Here is a 16,911-nt window from a genome sequence, read left to right as displayed (position 1 = left end):
GCTTCCCCCTGGCCAGCCCCACCGGGTGGCGGGGGTAGGCTGCGGCGAGGCACCATCAAAAAATAACCCAGTCAGCAATCCAAGAAAATAAAAGAAGTGTTGAAGCCTCCACCAGCCCCCGGAAAGGGGCGGATGCATTCAGGCTTCCCCACTGCGCTCCCCTACCCGTAGTTTGGCACTGCGGGCGCGGGAGTTGCGCCGAATTTCTTCGGCCGAAGGCAACACGGGTTTCTTCGTCAGGATTTGGTAGGGACGGTCAATTTTCCCGTAGAAATCCTTGTGGACGTCGCCACCTGCGTTGCCGGTTTTGAGGAAGTTTTTGGTGATGCGGTCTTCGAGTGAATGATAAGCGATGACGACGAGACGACCTTGGTTTGGTATCAGTAAGTCGGTGGCCTGGGCCAGTAAATCGGAAAGTGCGCCGATCTCGTCGTTAACTTCTATCCTCAACGCCTGAAACACCTGGGCCAGGTAGCGGGGGCGGGTGCCCCTGACCAACGGATCGCAGACGTTCAGGAAGTCCTGAATCGAAGCGATGGGTTGGCGTTCGCGGGCCGCGACGATGGCCTGGGCCAGGGTGCGGGCGTTGCGAACTTCGCCGTATTCCCCGAAGACCTTCTGCAATTCGTCGGCTTCGTAGTGGTTGACTACGTCGGCGGCGCTGCGGTCAGCGGTTTTGCCCATGCGCATATCCAGCGGCGCGTCGAAGCGGTAGCTGAAGCCTCGCTCGGCCTGGTCGAACTGGTGGCTGGAAACCCCCAGGTCAGCCAGCAGGCCATCGATGCGATCGATGCCGTAGAGCCGCAGGTAATTGCGTAAGTGGCGGAAGTTGGCGGCTACGAAGGTGAAGCGTTCGTCGGCCAGGGCGTTGGCTTTGGCTTCCTCATCCTGGTCAAAACCGAACAGCTTCAGGTCCATGCCCTTTGCTTGTTCGAGGATGAGGCGGCTGTGGCCACCCCCACCGAAGGTTACATCAACGTAAACTCCTCCCGGGCGGAGATTCAAATAGTGCACGCATTCGTGCGCCAGTACGGGAACGTGGTAGTCCATCAGCTGTCTTCCTTGTCCCGTGGAGAATCACCGAACACTTCTTCAGCCAGCGCCCCGAGGTCATCGGGTTCGTTTTCCAGCTGGAGTGCGTATTCGGCTTCCGCCCAAATTTCAATTCTGTCGTTTCTGGCGCAGAGGATGAGGTTCTTGTCGGCTTTGGCCGCAGTGAGCAGTCGCTTGGGGAGCAACAGCCGATCGGCGGCGTCGGGGACAACTTCGCTGGCACCCGCGTAAAAAGCCCGCTTGAAGAGCAGGTTTTTTTGCTTGTACTCGCTCAGCTCATCCACTTCCTGTTTGATGTGGTCCCACACCGGCTTAGGGTAGAGGGTGAGACAGCCACCAATGCCCCGGTTGACTACGAACTTGAGGGTATCGCGGTCGCCCAGGTTTTTGAGCAGACCGCTCGGCATGCGGAAGCGTCCCTTACCATCAAGGGCCACCTCATACTCGCCAAGCAAATCGTACTTCAAGGCCATAAAGCGGTTCAGACGGAATACACTTATCCCATCGTGGCTGTAAAAGTACAGCCTATTCCCACATCTTCCCACTTCTGCCCACTTTTTTTCACATTTTTCTTCGCTCAAATGGCCAGAAAAAAGCAAATGGTGGTCAAAATGTAAACAAAAAACGAATAAACGTTATTTTCAACAGCTTAAAAGCGTCATACTGCGCTGTTCTTTTTCCTGATTGCGGGCCAGTTGCCCTCTTGGTGGATTTTTGTGCCGGACTATGTCCGGTGGTAAAAAGTGGGAACTTTGAACGCGTTTCGTGCCCAGGTGGGAATGTTCTGCCTGCTGGAAAGCAAAAACACTGACCCTTTTCCGTCGTCACGATCCCTAAAGTGCACAATTTAGGGCATTTTGTTGTAGCGAATACCACGTTGCTACAAATAATTTTCAAACTCGTGCGCGCGCTGACGGGATAAAAGGATGGAATGCAGCAGGAACCGCTCTCCGCTGCCGCCCTGGCAACGGAGATAAAACGTTTACCGTGGCCTGACCCTCGGCAGGAGTGGGCAGCAGTATCTTCGCGCCTGGAAAGTGAAGACGGCCGCCGTGGCCTTCCTCGCTCGTTCACTAATCTTTGCACCTGCGGCCGCGCCCCCTTAAAAAGGCCCGCCCCGCCCAACGCTGCTTACGATATGAAAAAGACCTATATCATTGCCCTCATCATGGCCGTAGTAGCCGCCGTACTGGTCCTCAACGCCGGCGGTGAAGTGGCTCCCTACGCCAGTTTCAATACCGCCAGCGAAAGCGGCGAATCGGTCAAGCTCGTCGGCACCCTGGTCAAGGATAAGCCCATGGTTTTTGACCCGCTCAAAGACCCCAATAAGTTCACCTTTTTCCTGGAAGATGCCGAGGGTACGGAGCGCGAGGTGGTCCTCCTGATGGGCAAACCCCAGGACTTTGAAATGTCGGAAAGCATCGTGCTCACCGGCCGCATGGAAGGCAATACCTTCATCGCCAAAGACGTGCAACTGAAGTGCCCCAGCAAGTACAAAGACGAAGAATCAATGATCAAAGACCTCGTCGGCTAAGCCGCCCCCCTTTATTCCTTTATTCTTTTCCCCCTTCCCCCTTTTCTCCTTGGAACCAATACAATACATCGGTGAACACCTCGGCCCCCGCTACGTCGGGCACTTTGCCGTTTTGCTCGCCTTTTTCGCGGGGCTGCTCAGTACGATCAGCTATTTTCTGGCTACGCAGTACCGCGAGGAAAAACTCCGGGGCGGCCGCTGGGCCCGCCTGGGGCAACTGAGCTTTTTGGCCCACGGCGCGGCGGTTTTTACCGTCATCGGGACGATCTTCTTCGCGATGCTCAACCAGTACTACGAGTACAATTACGTGAGCGCGCACGTGAGTGGCGACCTCCAGCAGCGCTACATTTTCAGCGCTTTTTGGGAGGGGCAGGAAGGAAGTTTTTTGTTGTGGATGTTCTGGCACGTCATCCTGGGCTACGTCCTGATGGTGACGGCCCGCAGCTGGGAGCGGCCGGTAATGGCGGTGCTCGGCTCGGTGCAGGTGGTCATTGCCAGCATGTTGCTGGGGGTGCACTTTGGTTTTGGGGATTGGGTGCTGAAGTTTGGCTCCAACCCCCTGCTGTTGCTGCGGGAGACGATCCAGGCCCCGATTTTTCAGCAGGCGGACTACGTTGAACTGCTGAAGGGCAGCGGCCTCAACCCCAGCCTCCAGAATTACTGGATGACGATTCACCCCCCTACCCTTTTCCTGGGTTTTGCCAGCACGGTGGTTCCCTTCGCCTTTGCGGTGGCGGGGCTGTGGACGGGCCGGCACCAGGATTGGCTCAAGCCCGCACTGCGGTGGAGCCTCTTCAGCGCTGGCATCCTAGGCATCGGCATCCTGATGGGGGCCGCCTGGGCCTACGAGGCGCTCAACTTCGGGGGCTACTGGGCCTGGGACCCGGTGGAGAACACCAGCCTCGTCCCCTGGCTCATGCTCGTGGCGGGCCTGCACACCAACCTGATCAGCCGGGCGACGGGCCAGGGCATCCGGGCCACTTACCTGTTCTACCTCTTCACCTTTGTCCTCATCATTTACAGCACTTTCCTGACGCGTTCGGGAATTTTGGGGGACACTTCGGTGCACGCCTTCACCGAAATGGGCCTGGAGGCCCAGTTGCTCTTTTTCCTCGGCTTTTACGCCGCGTTGAGCGTCGGCCTGCTCGTTTGGCGCTGGCGCTCCATCCCTGCGCCGGAGCAGGAAGAAAGTGTGAGCAGCCGGGAGTTCTGGATGTTCATCGGCAGTCTTACCCTGCTCATGTCGGCCGTCCTCATCACCGGTTCCACCAGCATTCCGGTCTACAACGCGATCCGGGAATACTTCAATCCGCTTTTTGACGGGGTAACGCTGACGGACCCCGAAGACCACCACAACCGTTTCCAGATCTGGATCGGCATTTTCATTGGCATTCTCTCCGGCATCGCCCACTTTTTGCGCTGGCGGGAGAAAGATTTTGCGAACAATTGGAAGCCCTTTGTTTACCATACTTTGGGCGCGGTCGCAGGTGCAGTGTGCCTTTCGCTGCTGACTTTGTTGTGGATCAAAGCCGGTCCCTGGCAGTTCAAGCTGATGCTTTTTGCCGGTTGGTTTGCCGTTTGGAGCAATGTGGACTACCTGATCCGCTTCTCCAGGCGGGACGCCAAAGTGTTTGCCAGTTCCCTGAGCCACATCGGCTTCGGCATCATGCTGGTGGGCATCCTGGCCAGCGGCGCCAATAAGCGGATCATCTCCCAAAACCAGTTTTTGATGGAGGGGCTCAGCGACGACGAGCAACTCGTGCGCACCACCGTCATCCTCATCAAAGACGAGCCCCTGGTGATGGAAAACTACGAACTCACGCTGCGGGGCGACACGATCGACGGCTACAACCGCACCTACACGGTAGACTACCGGCAGTTCGACGCCGAGCGCAACGTCGTCAATGAATTCGAGCTCCACCCCAACGTCATCTACGACAAAACTTACGAGAAGATCGCCATCACCAACCCCAGCACCAAGCGCTACTGGGATAAAGACATCTTCACCGTCATCATGAGCCTGCCCAAAGAAGAGCAGAGCATCACCGAAAAACAGGCCAAGGAGGATAGCCTCGCCTACCGCATCCACGCACTGCGGGTGGGCGAAAGCACGGCCTTTAAGGACACCGTCAAGATCCGCGACCCCGACACCTTCCAGATCCGCAACTTCGCCCTTGCGCTCGAGGAATTCTCCCGCGTACCCCGCCACCCCGACTACGTGGCCGAGCCCGACGACATTGGCGTGAGCGCCCGTGTCCGCATCAGCCGCGGCGGGGAGGGTACTCCCGAATACGATGCCCAGGTGGCCATCGTCCTGCGCGAAGGGCTGCTCTACCACTACCCCGCCCAGCTCAACGACATATCGACGCGGATCAAGATCGACGAAAGCGTGTTCAGCCAGCTCCTCACCCCCGAAGACGACCTGGATTACCAGGAGTTTGTGGTCAAGCCCGGCAGCGACTTCCGCATCGGTGATAAGACCATCACCTTCCGCAACTTCCAGCCCCAGCCCGACGTCGATCACTACGAACCCCAGCCCGACGACATTTCCGTCAGTGCCATCCTGGAAGTGGCCACCGACGACGGTGCCACGGGTACGCTTGAACCCGTTTTCATCATCCGCGACAAAACCCCCAGCCGCGTGCGCGATGAACACCGGGAACTGGGGCTTTTTGCCAACCTGGTCAACCTCAACCCGGAGACCAGCGAAGCGACCTTACTCGTGGCCCAGGCTCCACCCCGTAGCAGCCTGGCCGTCCCCATCGCGGTGGCGACCAATTCCAGCCGCTCCGACTGGCTGGCGTTGCAGGCCATTGAGTTTCCGGGCATTAACCTTTTTTGGTTGGGGTCCATCTCTATGCTGCTGGGCTTGTTGTTCAGTATGGTGCTGCGGTTGAGGGGGCGGTAGGGAGGCTTACATCAACCCTTGAAAGCATTCCTATTGTCATCCCAATGACACAATGCCGCCACGAGGCCGCAAGTGCAGGCAGCGAATGTTGAGAAAGTAGCGTTAATGTTACGGGAACGTTAAACAAATTGCCCTGACAACAATTAACCAGATACTTAATCGACCAACTCCTTCGCACGCCAAATCAAGTTTCGTCTTTCCAGCAAAAATTTGCGGGGAAGAAGTTGGTGCCAGGCTACATACACTCTTTGGACTTATCCACCATGCCAAAAATCCATTCTGACGCACGGTCGCTTTTCTGCTCCTCGACGTGCCAATGAGGACTGAACGCTTAGCCCGCGCGAAACACTGGTTTAGAGCATCAACTTTGATTGCCTGATCTCGTGTGCTGATCACCCCTATTCCCCATTGAGGGGAATAAAAATGAACTTACAACTTCTCAATCTTTAACCAAATATGCGTAAAATGAGACTATTATTACTAGTCCTGTTGCTTTGCGGCTTTACTGCCCTGCAGGCCCAGGCCATCACCGGTAAAATTACCGACCCAGGCGGAGAGCCCCTTATCGGTGCCTCCGTCCTTGCTAAAGGTTCTACTTCCGGTACCGTCACGGATCTGGACGGCAACTTTGCACTCACGCTTCCCGCCAACACCGAGTTTTTGGTGGTGACCTACACGGGTTTCACGACCCAGGAGGTTCCCGTCGTTGCGGGTCTGACCAACTACAGCATCACCCTGTCGGAAAGCTCTACGGTGCTGGAGCAGGTGGTAGTTACAGGTTACGGTTCTACGACGCGTCGGCGCCTTACCACGTCCATCGCCTCCGTTGGCACCGAAGCTTTTGACAACGTTCCGATCACCAGCTTCGAGAATGCCCTCCAGGGCCGTCTTCCCGGTGTGACGATCAACTCCAACTCGGGTACGCTGGGTGCCCAGACGTCCGTGCGGGTACGCGGTGTTGGCTCGATCAACAGCGACAACCAGCCGCTCTACGTCGTGGATGGTGTTATCATGGAGTCCACCATCGAAGGCCTTGCGCTGGGTGGTCCTGGTACCAATCCCTTGGTTAACATTAACCCCGCCGACATTGCGAGTGTCGACGTACTAAAAGACGCTGCTTCTGCGGCCATTTACGGTTCACGGGGCTCTAACGGTGTAATCATCATCACCACCAAATCCGGTGATTTCAACCAGAAAGCGAAGGTTTCCGTCAACTCTTACATTGGCTTTACCAACCCCACCAACCAATACGAATTGCTGACGGGGCCCCAGTACGCCGAGCTTTGGAACCGCGCCTTCCTGGCTGGTGGTGGCAGCCCCACTTCTACCGACCTCTACGCCAACCCCGCCGAGGAGCCCGATGCGCAATGGCTGGATTTGGTAACGCAGCAGGGCCAGCTCCAGGAAACCAGTGCCAGCGTCTCCGGTGGTACGAACACCATTTCCTACTTCCTCGGCGGAACGTACCGCGACGAAGATGGCTGGGTAACGACGACAAACCTGAAGCGCTACAGCCTCCGCCTGAACCTGGAAGCTAAGTTGGGTGATAAGTGGAGAGCAGGCCTCAACCTCAACCCCACCCGCACGGTCAACAACCGCCAGAATGAGGACAACAACGTTGCCTCACCTCAGACCTACGCGGCCCTGGCCTTCCCCAACCTCAACCCTTTCGACGAGAACGGCAACACCCGGGGTGGCATCATCCGTACCAGCACGGGCCGTGCCCAGTTTGCGGGTAACCCACTGATCAACCTCGAAGGTCAGAACATCAGCCTGACCACCAGCCAGGTACTCGCCAAAACTTTCCTGGAGTTTAACCCCATCAGCTCGCTGAAAATCCGCAGTGAATTCGGTACCCAGTACCTGAACCTGACGGACTTTCAGAAGTCCAGCTCCCTGACCACCGACGGCTTTGGTTCCGGAGGCACGGGGCAGGCGCAAAACCAGGAAGTGCTGAACTACACCTGGGACAATACGGCTACCTACCTCGTTGATTTTGGCCGCTCGACCCTCGACCTCTTGGCGGGCTTTTCCGTTCAAAACAACGTTACCAACACTCTCAACGTAAATGGTAATACTTTTGCCGATGACCGCCTGCTGACCCTCAACTCCGCCGCCGAAATCACCGGTGGTGGTGGTTTCAACACGGCTTACCGCTTCGTTGGTTACCTGGCCCGGGCCAGCTACTCTTTTGACGATAAACTCTTCTTCAACGTCAGCGCCCGTTACGACGGTAGCTCCCGCTTCGGCCGGGATAACCTCTACGGCCTTTTCCCTGCTGTTTCTGCCGCCTACGACATTGCTCGTGACCTCGATACGCCCTTCAGTCAGCTGAAAGTCCGCGCCAGCTACGGCTTGACGGGTAATGCCGGTATTGGCAACTTCGCCCCCGCTGGTCTGGTTGCCTTTGGTAACGATTACAATATGATCCCCGGTTTCCAGCTCAACCAGCTCGAGAACACTGAGCTGACCTGGGAAAGCGCCCGCACCTTTGATGTCGCGCTGGATTTCACGCTGGCCAATGGCTTCCTGGATGGCTCCGTTGGTTTTTACAACAAGGTTAGTTCAGACCTCCTCCTTGACGTACCCCAGCCACAGACGAATGGCATTTCAGTCATCACCTCTAATGCTGGCGAAATCCTGAACACGGGCATTGAGTTCAACCTGAACTTTAACCTGGTCAATAAGCCCGACTTCCAGTGGAATTTCAACCTCAACGGTGCTACTCTGCGAAATGAAGTGCGGGATCTGATCGACAACAATGGTGACGGAGAGCCCGATGACATCACCGTAACCCGCTCACTGGCCCGCGTAGGGGAAACTTTGGGATCCTTCTTCCTGATTCCTTACGCTGGCGTTGACCCTGCTAACGGGGATGCCCTTTTTATCAATGCACAAGGAGAAACGACTGCAGTTTACCCCGGTTTGGACGCTCGTGTGATTGCGGGTAATCCCATTCCCGACTTTTCCGGTGGTTTCGGCAGCAATGTGCGCTTTAAAGGATTTGACTTCAGCTTTTTCTTCCAGACCTCGTTGGGCCACCAGTTGTACCTCAATGAAGGCACTTTCGTGGAGAATAACCTCGCCGCAACCTGGAACCAGCGCACCACCCAGCTGGACGCCTGGACACCTACCAACACCATCACCAACGTACCCGAGGCGCGTCGTCGCGTCAACGGAAGCCAAGCCTCTACCCGTTACCTCTCCGATGCCGACTACCTCCGCCTGCGGAACGTCCAACTTGGCTACACCTTCAAGGACATTGGAAAAGCTGGTAACTCCGCCCGCCTTTACGTCAGTGGTGCCAACTTGTTGACGTTCACGGACTTCGCCGGACTTGACCCCGAAGCCAGTGGCCAAGACGTCCGTGGTTTCGCACAAGGAGACATCTTCTTCAGCCGGCCCCAGACCAAGACCGTCACCTTCGGTTTCAACCTCAACTTCTAATCCTAAACTTCCGTGCAACTATGCAACGTTTAAAAATAACCTTACTAGCGGCTATGACCCTGTTTCTGGGGGCCTCTTGTACCGACTTCCTCACGGATCTCAGCCCAGCCCAATCTCTGCCTTCCAGCGAAGCCTTCAATCGGGCTGCTGACCTGGAAACGGCCCTGATCGGTGGCTACAATGCGCTGCAGAGCTCCGACCTGGGAGCCACTGGCTTCGCCATCAACGCCAACGTACTTTCCGACAATGCTGAGTGGCGGGGATCTTTCCCCAGCTACATCGATATGTACAACCGCCAGCTCACCGCAGCCAATCCGGAAATAGGCGGTATGTGGGCCCAGGGATACATAGCCATCAACCACGCTAACCTCGTACTGCAAGGCCTTACCACCGTGGATGACCCCGCCCTGACCACTGCCCTGGCCAACCGCCTGCGCGGTGAAGCCCTCTTCCTCCGCGGCATGATCCACTTCGAAATGGTCCGTTACTATGGCCAGCCCTGGGGCGCTTCCAGCTCTACCGACCTCGGCATCCCCGTGGTCACCATGGCCGTAGATGAATCAACGGACATCACTTTCCCCGCTCGGAACACCGTAGCAGAAGTATACGCCCAAGCTATTGCCGACCTGACGGAAGCCGCCTCATTGCTCGCTCCTACGGGTGCCCGCGGCCGCGCCAACGGTACTGCCGCTACCGCCTATCTGGCTGAAATTGCCTTCCAGCAGCGCGACTACCCCCAAGCCGCCGCCCTCGCCCAAACGGTCATCGAGGCTGGTTACGACCTCACCGCTTCACCTGAAATCCCCTTCATCAACGAAGGCAGTTCAGAGGAAATCATGGCCGTCATCAATACCGTGCAGGACAACCCCGGCGTTAACGGCTCTCTGGCTACCTTCCACCACATCAACGGACGGGGCGGCGACGTAGTCGTCAACCCCGACCTGAAGGAAAATGGTTACCTGGCAGTCATCCCCGCCGAACAGCTCGCCGAAGCAGGTCCTGACACCTTGATTGACCTGCGTTCCGCCCTCCTGACCTCTTCCGATATCTTCAACGTGGAGAAGTACGAAGATTTCACCAACAATGCTGACGATCTCATGCTTGTCCGCAGCGCGACCTTCTACCTGATGCGCGCTGAGGCATTGGCCCGCATCAATGGCATCAACGCCGAAAGCCTGGAACTGCTCAACACCATCCGCAACCGGTCCATCCGCCGCGTAAACGCCGCAGGGGAACAAAGCGACGCCAGCGACATTGTCAGCTACGAAGCTTCCGATTTCGCCGACGCCGATGCCCTCATCGAAGCCATCATCCTCGAGCGCCGCGTAGAGCTGGCCTTCGAAGGCAACCGCCTCCACGACCTGCGCCGCCTTCAGCGCGAAGTCCGTGGCGTACCCTTCAATGCCGATATCCTCCTCTTCCCCATCCCCCAACGGGAAATTGATGCCAACGACATGTTGGTCCAGAACCCCGGTTACTAAGGGCGGGTGAACCCGAACGGCCAGCGGCTATCGCTGCGCCAACCCTGGCCCCCTTGCACTCCAGCAGTGCAAGGGGGCTTTTTACTTACCCCCACTTCCCGGCCAATGCCGTAAAACTGCGCTAAAAAAAGGGCAATTGTCCACGAAGACCGCGCGGGAGAACCGGACCTCCCGCAACAAAGCACGGCCGGGCACCGCCAAGCGCATCCTCTTTTTACCTTTGTAGTCAAGATTCTTCTCCGCCTACCCTGCTCCGCCGGGTGGGTTCACGCTTCCTGCCCTCCCCGCCCATGCCCAAAAAATACCTTTTGCTTGCCGCCTCGGTGCTGGCCGTTGCCTGCTGGAATTCCGTAGGTTTTCATCAGGGCGACGAGCATTTCCAGCTGCTCGAATTTGCCAATTACCGGCTGGGCAATACACCGGCCGAAAACCTGGCCTGGGAATATGCTGCTCAGATGCGCCCCGGCACCCAGCCTTTCCTGGTTTTCGTCGTCTTGCGTGCCCTGGGTGCCGTTGGCCTGGCGGATCCTTTTCTGGTGGCGCTGGTCTTGCGTTTGCTTTCGGCGGGCTTGTTTTTGTACCTCGCCGTGCGGGTATACCGGAACTACGCCCCTGCGTTTGCTGACGCCCGTTGGCTGCGCTGGCTGGCCCTGTTGCTGCTCTTCAGCTGGGTCAATGTATACAGTGGAATTCGTTTTGCGAGTGAAAACTGGAGCGGAATGGCCTTCGCTTTTGGATTTCTCCTGTATCCCCTGCCCATTCGGGGGGCCTATACACTGACGCCCCGGCCTGCGGAAGCAGCGGGCCTCTGGAAGGTATTTGCGGCGGGCCTCTTGTTCGGGTGCAGTTTTGTGCTGCGCTACCAGATGGCGCTGGCCTGCGTAGGCCTGGGGGCCTGGCTGATTTTCGTAGGCCGGGAGTCTCCCCGGCGGTTGCTTGCCACCGTTGCGGGTGGCTTGGTGGTGGTAGCGTTGGGTACCGTAGCCGATTACTGGCTGTACGGCGAATGGGTCAACGCTCCCTGGAATTACCTGCGCGTAAACCTGGTGGAAGGGAAAGCCGCCACCTTCGGCACCCAGCCCTGGTGGGGCTACTTTGAATCCATTTTCGAGCGTGGGGTGCCGCCCCTGAGCCTGGTGTACCTGGCCGCCATCGGCTGGTTTTGCTACCGCTACCGCCGCGACCCGCTCACCTGGGCATTCGTCGTTTTCTTCGTCGTGCACTGTTTGCTGGCGCGCAAAGACATCCGCTTTCTCTTCCCCATGCTGCCATTCCTGCCCGTGGCCATCGTGGCGCTGGCACGCGACCTCCACGCCCGCTGGGGGGAGGCTGCTTTCCAACGATCCTGGCGGCGGCATGCGACTACTTTTTTGTGGGTCCTCAATCTGCTTTTGCTGGCCTCCGTGGCCGTTCGGCCGATGATTGTGGAGGTCTTGGCCCAGCGCTACGTGTACTACCATTACAACGAACCGCTTACGCTGCTGGCGGATGGCAAGCACATTTACACGTATTCCAATCTGCTCATCGACTTTTACCGGCGTCCGCAGGGCGTGACCATTGTCAACCAGGACCGTGCGGAGTGGCCGGGCGAGTGCCCGACGGCCACCTGCCTCTATTCGGAGCAAACGCGCAGTCCCAACCCACCGCCCGGGGCCAAACTCGTTTTCAGTACCCGCCCCGCCTGGGCGGAGCCGTTCAATTTTGGCGGCTGGCTGGACGGTATGCGCTGGTGGTACGTCTACGAGCTGCCCTGATGCAGGGAACTGGTGGTGTAAGGGGCGCGGCCGCAGGTGCCGGGCAAGTCTTTGGGGAGCGGAGGACGGCCCCGGACCTGGCTCCTTCATCCCTTTCCTTGCACCTGCGGACGCGCCCAACATACAATGCTGCGCCACAAATTGACCGCCAAAAGCGGTAAGTCATCCACTTCATCTGCCACTTTGGCAAAGCACCCGACTTTGGCACGTCGTATGCAACCGGGCCATGGTGAGGGCGGCACACGGCCCCACTCACCGGGCTTTTGAGCCATCTTAACCGCAACATTTTAGTTAACTAAACCATCCATACATGAAGCCGATCAACGATCGCGTAGTGGTAAAACCCGCTCCCGCCGAAGAAAAAACCAGCGGAGGCATCATTATCCCCGATACCGTTAAGGAGAAGCCCCAGCGTGGCGAAGTAATAGCCGTAGGTCCGGGCAAAGACGGTAACCTGATGACCGTTGCCAAGGGCGATATCGTCCTCTACGGCAAGTACGCGGGTCAGGAAGTCACCCTCAACGGGCAGGATTACCTGATCATGCGCGAAGACGACATCCTCGTAATCGTCGACTAGGGCAGCCCGCCAAAATGGCGGCAGCCCTGCCTCAGGCTTAACGCCCTTTTATCCTCTTACCAACCAGTAAAAACAGTACAATTATGGCTAAGGAAATTAGCTTTGACAGAATTGCCCGCGAAAAACTCCGCACCGGCGTTGATGCACTCGCCAACGCAGTAAAGGTGACCCTCGGTCCTAAAGGACGCAACGTCGTCATCCAAAAATCTTTCGGTGCCCCCCAGATTACCAAAGACGGTGTGACGGTAGCCAAAGAAATCGAACTGGAAGACGCCGTGGCCAACATGGGTGCCCAGATGGTGAAAGAAGTTGCCTCGAAGACCGCCGATATTGCGGGTGACGGTACCACCACGGCCACCGTCCTCGCCCAGGCCATGATCCAGGCCGGCCTCAAGAACGTTACCGCCGGTGCCAACCCGATGGATCTCAAGCGTGGCATTGACCAGGCAACCAAGCTCGTCATCGAGAACCTCCGCAAGCAGAGCGAAGTGGTGGGCAACGACTACGACAAAATTCAGCAGGTAGCAGCCATCTCCGCCAACAACGACAACGAAATTGGTGCCCTCATCGCTGATGCCATGAAGCGCGTATCCAAAGACGGCGTCATCACCGTAGAGGAAGCCAAAGGCACCGACACCTACGTGGAGGAAGTGATGGGTATGCAGTTTGACCGCGGTTACCTGAGCCCTTACTTCGTCACCGATGCGGAAAACATGGTAACGGAGTACGACCACCCCTACGTCCTTATCTACGACAAGAAGATCAGCAACATGCAAGACATCCTGCCCGTACTGGAGCAGGTGGTGCAGAGTGGTCGTCCGCTCCTGATCATTGCCGAAGACCTCGAGTCTCAGGCCCTGGGTGTACTGGTGGTCAACCGCCTGCGTGCCCAGCTGAAAGTGGTAGCCGTCAAAGCCCCTGGCTTCGGTGACCGCCGCAAGGCCATGCTCGAAGACATTGCCATCCTCACCGGTGGTACGGTCATCAGCGAAGAGCAGGGTTACAAGCTCGACCAGACGACGCTCGACATGCTCGGTACTGCCGAGAAAATCACCGTAGACAAGGACAACACCACTATCGTCAACGGTGGCGGTGAGGAAACCCAGATCAAGAGCCGCATCGGCCAGATCAAGCAGCAGATCGAGGTTACGACCAGCGACTACGACCGCGAGAAGCTCCAGGAGCGCCTGGCGAAGCTGGCCGGCGGCGTCGCCGTCCTCTACGTAGGTGCCGCCACCGAAGTAGAAATGAAGGAGAAGAAAGACCGCGTGGACGACGCCCTGCACGCAACCCGTGCCGCCGTTGAGGAAGGCATTGTTGCGGGTGGCGGTGTTGCGCTGGTGCGCGCCATCGAAGCCCTCGAAGGCATCAAAGGCGACAACGAAGACCAGACCATCGGCATCCAGATCGTCCGCAAGGCGATGGAAGCCCCCTTACGCACCATTGCCGATAACGCAGGGGTGGAAGGCAGCGTAGTCTTGCAGGGCGTAATGAGCGGCAAAGGCAGCTACGGCTACAACGCCCGCACGAACGAATACGAAGACCTGAAGAAGGCTGGCGTAATCGACCCCACGAAAGTGACCCGCATCGCTCTGGAAAATGCCGCCTCCATTGCGGGGATGGTATTGACCACGGAGTGTGTGATCAACGACAAGCCCGAGCCCGAAGGCGCTGCCGGCGGCCACAGCCACGGCGGAATGCCCGGCGGTATGGGTGGCATGATGTAATCAGCCTCCGCGCAAACAAAACGAGTAAACCCGGTCCAGCCCACGGCTGGCCGGGTTTCTTTTTGGAACCGGCTTTGTCCTCGCCCGTACGAAAAGCTGTACCTTGGGAGCCCTCACCGGGGCAAAAAGCCGGCTACACCCCGGCGTGCCCCCCCAGGCGGAAAATCCATCCGGCAAAGCAAATGAACCAAGCACTCACTCCCACCTTTTCTCCCACGAACGAAAGTGTACCTTGAAGGCATGGAACTAGCAGAAGGTAAGGAAAAATTCATCGAAGCCTGGGGCGCCCTGGGCAGCAGTTGGGGCGTTACGCGTACCATGGCGCAGATCCATGCCTTGCTGCTGGTGTCCAATGAACCGAAGAGTTCGGACGAAGTGATGGAAGAACTCGTCATCAGCCGCGGCAACGTCAATACCAACATGCGTATGCTGGTAGACTGGGGCCTGGCCCACAAAAAACTCATTCCCGGCGAACGCAAAGAGTTCTTCGTGGCGGAAAAAGACATGTCGAAAGTCGTCAAGAGCATCGTCATTGCCCGCAAGAAGCGGGAGTTGGAGCCGATGCTACGGCTGCTCGACGAACTAACGGGCGTAGAAGGCAGGGACCCGGAAGCGGAAGAATTCCGCAGCGTCGTCAAAGACCTCAAGCTCTACAGCCATAAGGCCGACTCCGCCCTCGATGCCCTGGTTAAGGTAGACAGCAACTGGTTTTTTTCCACCTTTCTTTCCATGATCAAGTAGGCCGGCCCCGTTCTCTGCCTTACGGGTGCGGGATAAAGCACCGGGGGAAGAGGAAAAGTCAATCGAAGCAGCACAAATCCTTGGATAAACGCGGCGCGCGGATTATCTTTGCGCCCACTTTGAAACGTCCCTCCGGTGCCAACGGGCCCATTGCCGGATAAACACGTGAAATCATGTCAGCACAATCGCCATTCATCTTACCCCTTCGCGGGCTTGGTCCGGGGATGTACACGTATGAGCTCACGGTAGATGACGACTTTTTCGCCACCTTTGAAGCTTCCCCCATTCAGCGGGCCGCGGTACAGCTTACGCTCACCGTCGACCGCCGTACGCGGGATATGGTACTGGAATTTGACTTTTCCGGCACCGTAGCTACCGAATGTGACCGCTGTTTGGCGGCAGTAGATTTTCCGATTGATGGCCACGCCCGCTTAGTCGCAAAATTCACCACCGAAACCAAAGATGCAGGCGACGAAGAAGACCTCATTCTGCTTGATCCGGACACCAGCCTTTTCAACGTTGCGCCCTACGCCTACGAAATTGTGGTTCTGGCATTGCCCATGATTCGCACTTTTGATTGTCAGGCCGGGGAGCCGCCTTACCCCTGCGATGAAGAGATGCTCAACCGCATCGACGCCTGGGTGGATTATGCTCCGACGGACGAAGATCCGGGGGAGGATGATGACGAAAAACCCGGCCCCTGGGACGTACTCAAAGACATTAAATAAAAGCAAAAAAAGTTACCAGCCATGGCACATCCCAAGTCGCGGATCTCGAAGCAACGCAAGCGCAAGCGTCGCACCCACTACAAAGCAACGGCTCCTACCCTGACCGTTTGCCAAACGACCGGTGAACACCACGTTCCCCACCGCGCTTACTTTGATGCGGAAGGCAATATGTTCTACAACGGCAATATGCTGGTGAAAGCCCCCGAGCAGGCCGAAGTAGAAACCGAAGACGACGACAACGAGTAGTTTCGTCCTCTACCCCGCTTTACAGGCTAGTGCTTCTCAGTAGCCCATTGGTACACCCAGTGGGCTACTGCTGTTTGGTGCTGGTTAACGGACTTTTGCCGGGCGTCCGGGCCTCGGGGAGTAAAGTGGACGTCCGGCGGGCAAACCTTTGCGTGCCGCAGTTGGAACTTTCCTGCCCGCGCCATTACCTTCGGCATTTCCCCGGGGAGTTACCCACCCCGCCAAACCGAAGCCATGTCTCGCACCATTATCAACACTCCCCACGCGCCAGCCCCCGTTGGCCCTTACAACCAGGCAATTCTGCACAACGGCGTATTGTACGTCAGTGGGCAGATCGCCCTCGACCCCGCCACGGGCGAGCTCCGGACCGGCGACATCGAAACGGAAACGCGGCTGGTGCTGGATAATCTGGGGGCCATCCTCCAGGCGGCTGGTACCGACTACGCCAACGTTCTGAAGTGCAGCGTCTTCGTGAGCGACATCGAAAATTTCGGGCGCATCAACGCCGTGTACAGTACCTATTTTGCCGAGGATACCGCCCCCGCCCGTGAATTGGTGGAAGTCGCCAACCTGCCCAAGTACGTCAACGTGGAGATCAGTTGTATTGCGGCGGTAGGCTAGTGGGCCAACCAGTAAGTATCGTTACATTCAGTCGACCTCAGCGTGGTGCTGAACAAGCGGGCGGAAGTCGTTCATAGCCATAGCTATGGGCGGA

General features: G+C 57.5%; 13 protein-coding genes. 11 read left to right on the top strand and 2 right to left on the bottom strand.

The features are described 5' to 3' along the window. Positions 1-138: 138 nt before the first annotated feature. Complete coding sequence (gene rsmH, locus H9S92_RS10060) at positions 139-1,050, bottom strand: 16S rRNA (cytosine(1402)-N(4))-methyltransferase RsmH (protein ID WP_187466583.1); 912 nt, start codon at positions 1,048-1,050, stop codon at positions 139-141. Further along, the gene (locus tag H9S92_RS10055; protein WP_187466582.1) at positions 1,050-1,526 is read right to left on the bottom strand and encodes a division/cell wall cluster transcriptional repressor MraZ; all 477 of its coding nucleotides are present in this window, start codon (positions 1,524-1,526) and stop codon (positions 1,050-1,052) included. Before H9S92_RS10055 ends, rsmH begins: the two co-directional genes overlap by 1 nt. A 665-nt stretch (positions 1,527-2,191) precedes the next feature. Here H9S92_RS10055 and H9S92_RS10050 point away from each other — a divergent pair. From H9S92_RS10050 to H9S92_RS10000, 11 genes are all read left to right on the top strand, one after another. Continuing rightward, on the top strand, positions 2,192-2,587 hold the full coding sequence (locus tag H9S92_RS10050) for a cytochrome c maturation protein CcmE domain-containing protein (RefSeq protein WP_187466581.1): 396 nt from the start codon (positions 2,192-2,194) through the stop codon (positions 2,585-2,587). Between the two features lie 49 nt (positions 2,588-2,636). Further along, positions 2,637-5,495 (top strand): cytochrome c biogenesis protein CcsA, encoded by a 2,859-nt coding sequence (gene ccsA, locus H9S92_RS10045; protein ID WP_187466580.1) that lies wholly within the window; start codon positions 2,637-2,639, stop codon positions 5,493-5,495. Between the two features lie 465 nt (positions 5,496-5,960). Next, positions 5,961-8,942 (top strand): SusC/RagA family TonB-linked outer membrane protein, encoded by a 2,982-nt coding sequence (locus tag H9S92_RS10040; RefSeq protein WP_187466579.1) that lies wholly within the window; start codon positions 5,961-5,963, stop codon positions 8,940-8,942. A 53-nt stretch (positions 8,943-8,995) separates the two neighbouring features. Next, positions 8,996-10,423 carry a RagB/SusD family nutrient uptake outer membrane protein gene (locus H9S92_RS10035; RefSeq protein ID WP_187466578.1) on the top strand — a complete coding sequence of 476 codons (1,428 nt, stop codon included), beginning with the start codon at positions 8,996-8,998 and terminating at the stop codon, positions 10,421-10,423. 290 nt (positions 10,424-10,713) lie between these two features. After that, positions 10,714-12,177 carry a glycosyltransferase family protein gene (locus tag H9S92_RS10030; protein WP_187466577.1) on the top strand — a complete coding sequence of 488 codons (1,464 nt, stop codon included), beginning with the start codon at positions 10,714-10,716 and terminating at the stop codon, positions 12,175-12,177. A 310-nt stretch (positions 12,178-12,487) separates the two neighbouring features. Next, the gene (locus H9S92_RS10025; protein ID WP_187466576.1) at positions 12,488-12,754 is read left to right on the top strand and encodes a co-chaperone GroES; all 267 of its coding nucleotides are present in this window, start codon (positions 12,488-12,490) and stop codon (positions 12,752-12,754) included. Between the two features lie 83 nt (positions 12,755-12,837). Further along, on the top strand, positions 12,838-14,481 hold the full coding sequence (gene groL, locus H9S92_RS10020; protein WP_187466575.1) for a chaperonin GroEL: 1,644 nt from the start codon (positions 12,838-12,840) through the stop codon (positions 14,479-14,481). Between the two features lie 240 nt (positions 14,482-14,721). Continuing rightward, complete coding sequence (locus H9S92_RS10015; protein ID WP_187466574.1) at positions 14,722-15,222, top strand: GbsR/MarR family transcriptional regulator; 501 nt, start codon at positions 14,722-14,724, stop codon at positions 15,220-15,222. Between the two features lie 173 nt (positions 15,223-15,395). After that, positions 15,396-15,950, top strand: coding sequence for a YceD family protein (locus H9S92_RS10010; RefSeq protein ID WP_187466573.1), 555 nt, complete (start codon positions 15,396-15,398; stop codon positions 15,948-15,950). Positions 15,951-15,971: 21 nt separating this feature from the next. Next, positions 15,972-16,196, top strand: coding sequence for a 50S ribosomal protein L32 (rpmF, locus tag H9S92_RS22520; RefSeq protein WP_187466572.1), 225 nt, complete (start codon positions 15,972-15,974; stop codon positions 16,194-16,196). A 234-nt stretch (positions 16,197-16,430) separates the two neighbouring features. Further along, positions 16,431-16,817 carry a Rid family detoxifying hydrolase gene (locus tag H9S92_RS10000; RefSeq protein ID WP_187466571.1) on the top strand — a complete coding sequence of 129 codons (387 nt, stop codon included), beginning with the start codon at positions 16,431-16,433 and terminating at the stop codon, positions 16,815-16,817. Positions 16,818-16,911 lie beyond the last annotated feature (94 nt).

Source organism: Neolewinella lacunae (genome assembly GCF_014349155.1).
Taxonomy (GTDB): Bacteria; Bacteroidota; Bacteroidia; order Chitinophagales; family Saprospiraceae; genus Neolewinella; species Neolewinella lacunae.
The sequence above is the reverse complement of the archived record's forward strand: the minus strand, read 5'-3'. Positions and strand labels throughout refer to the sequence as shown.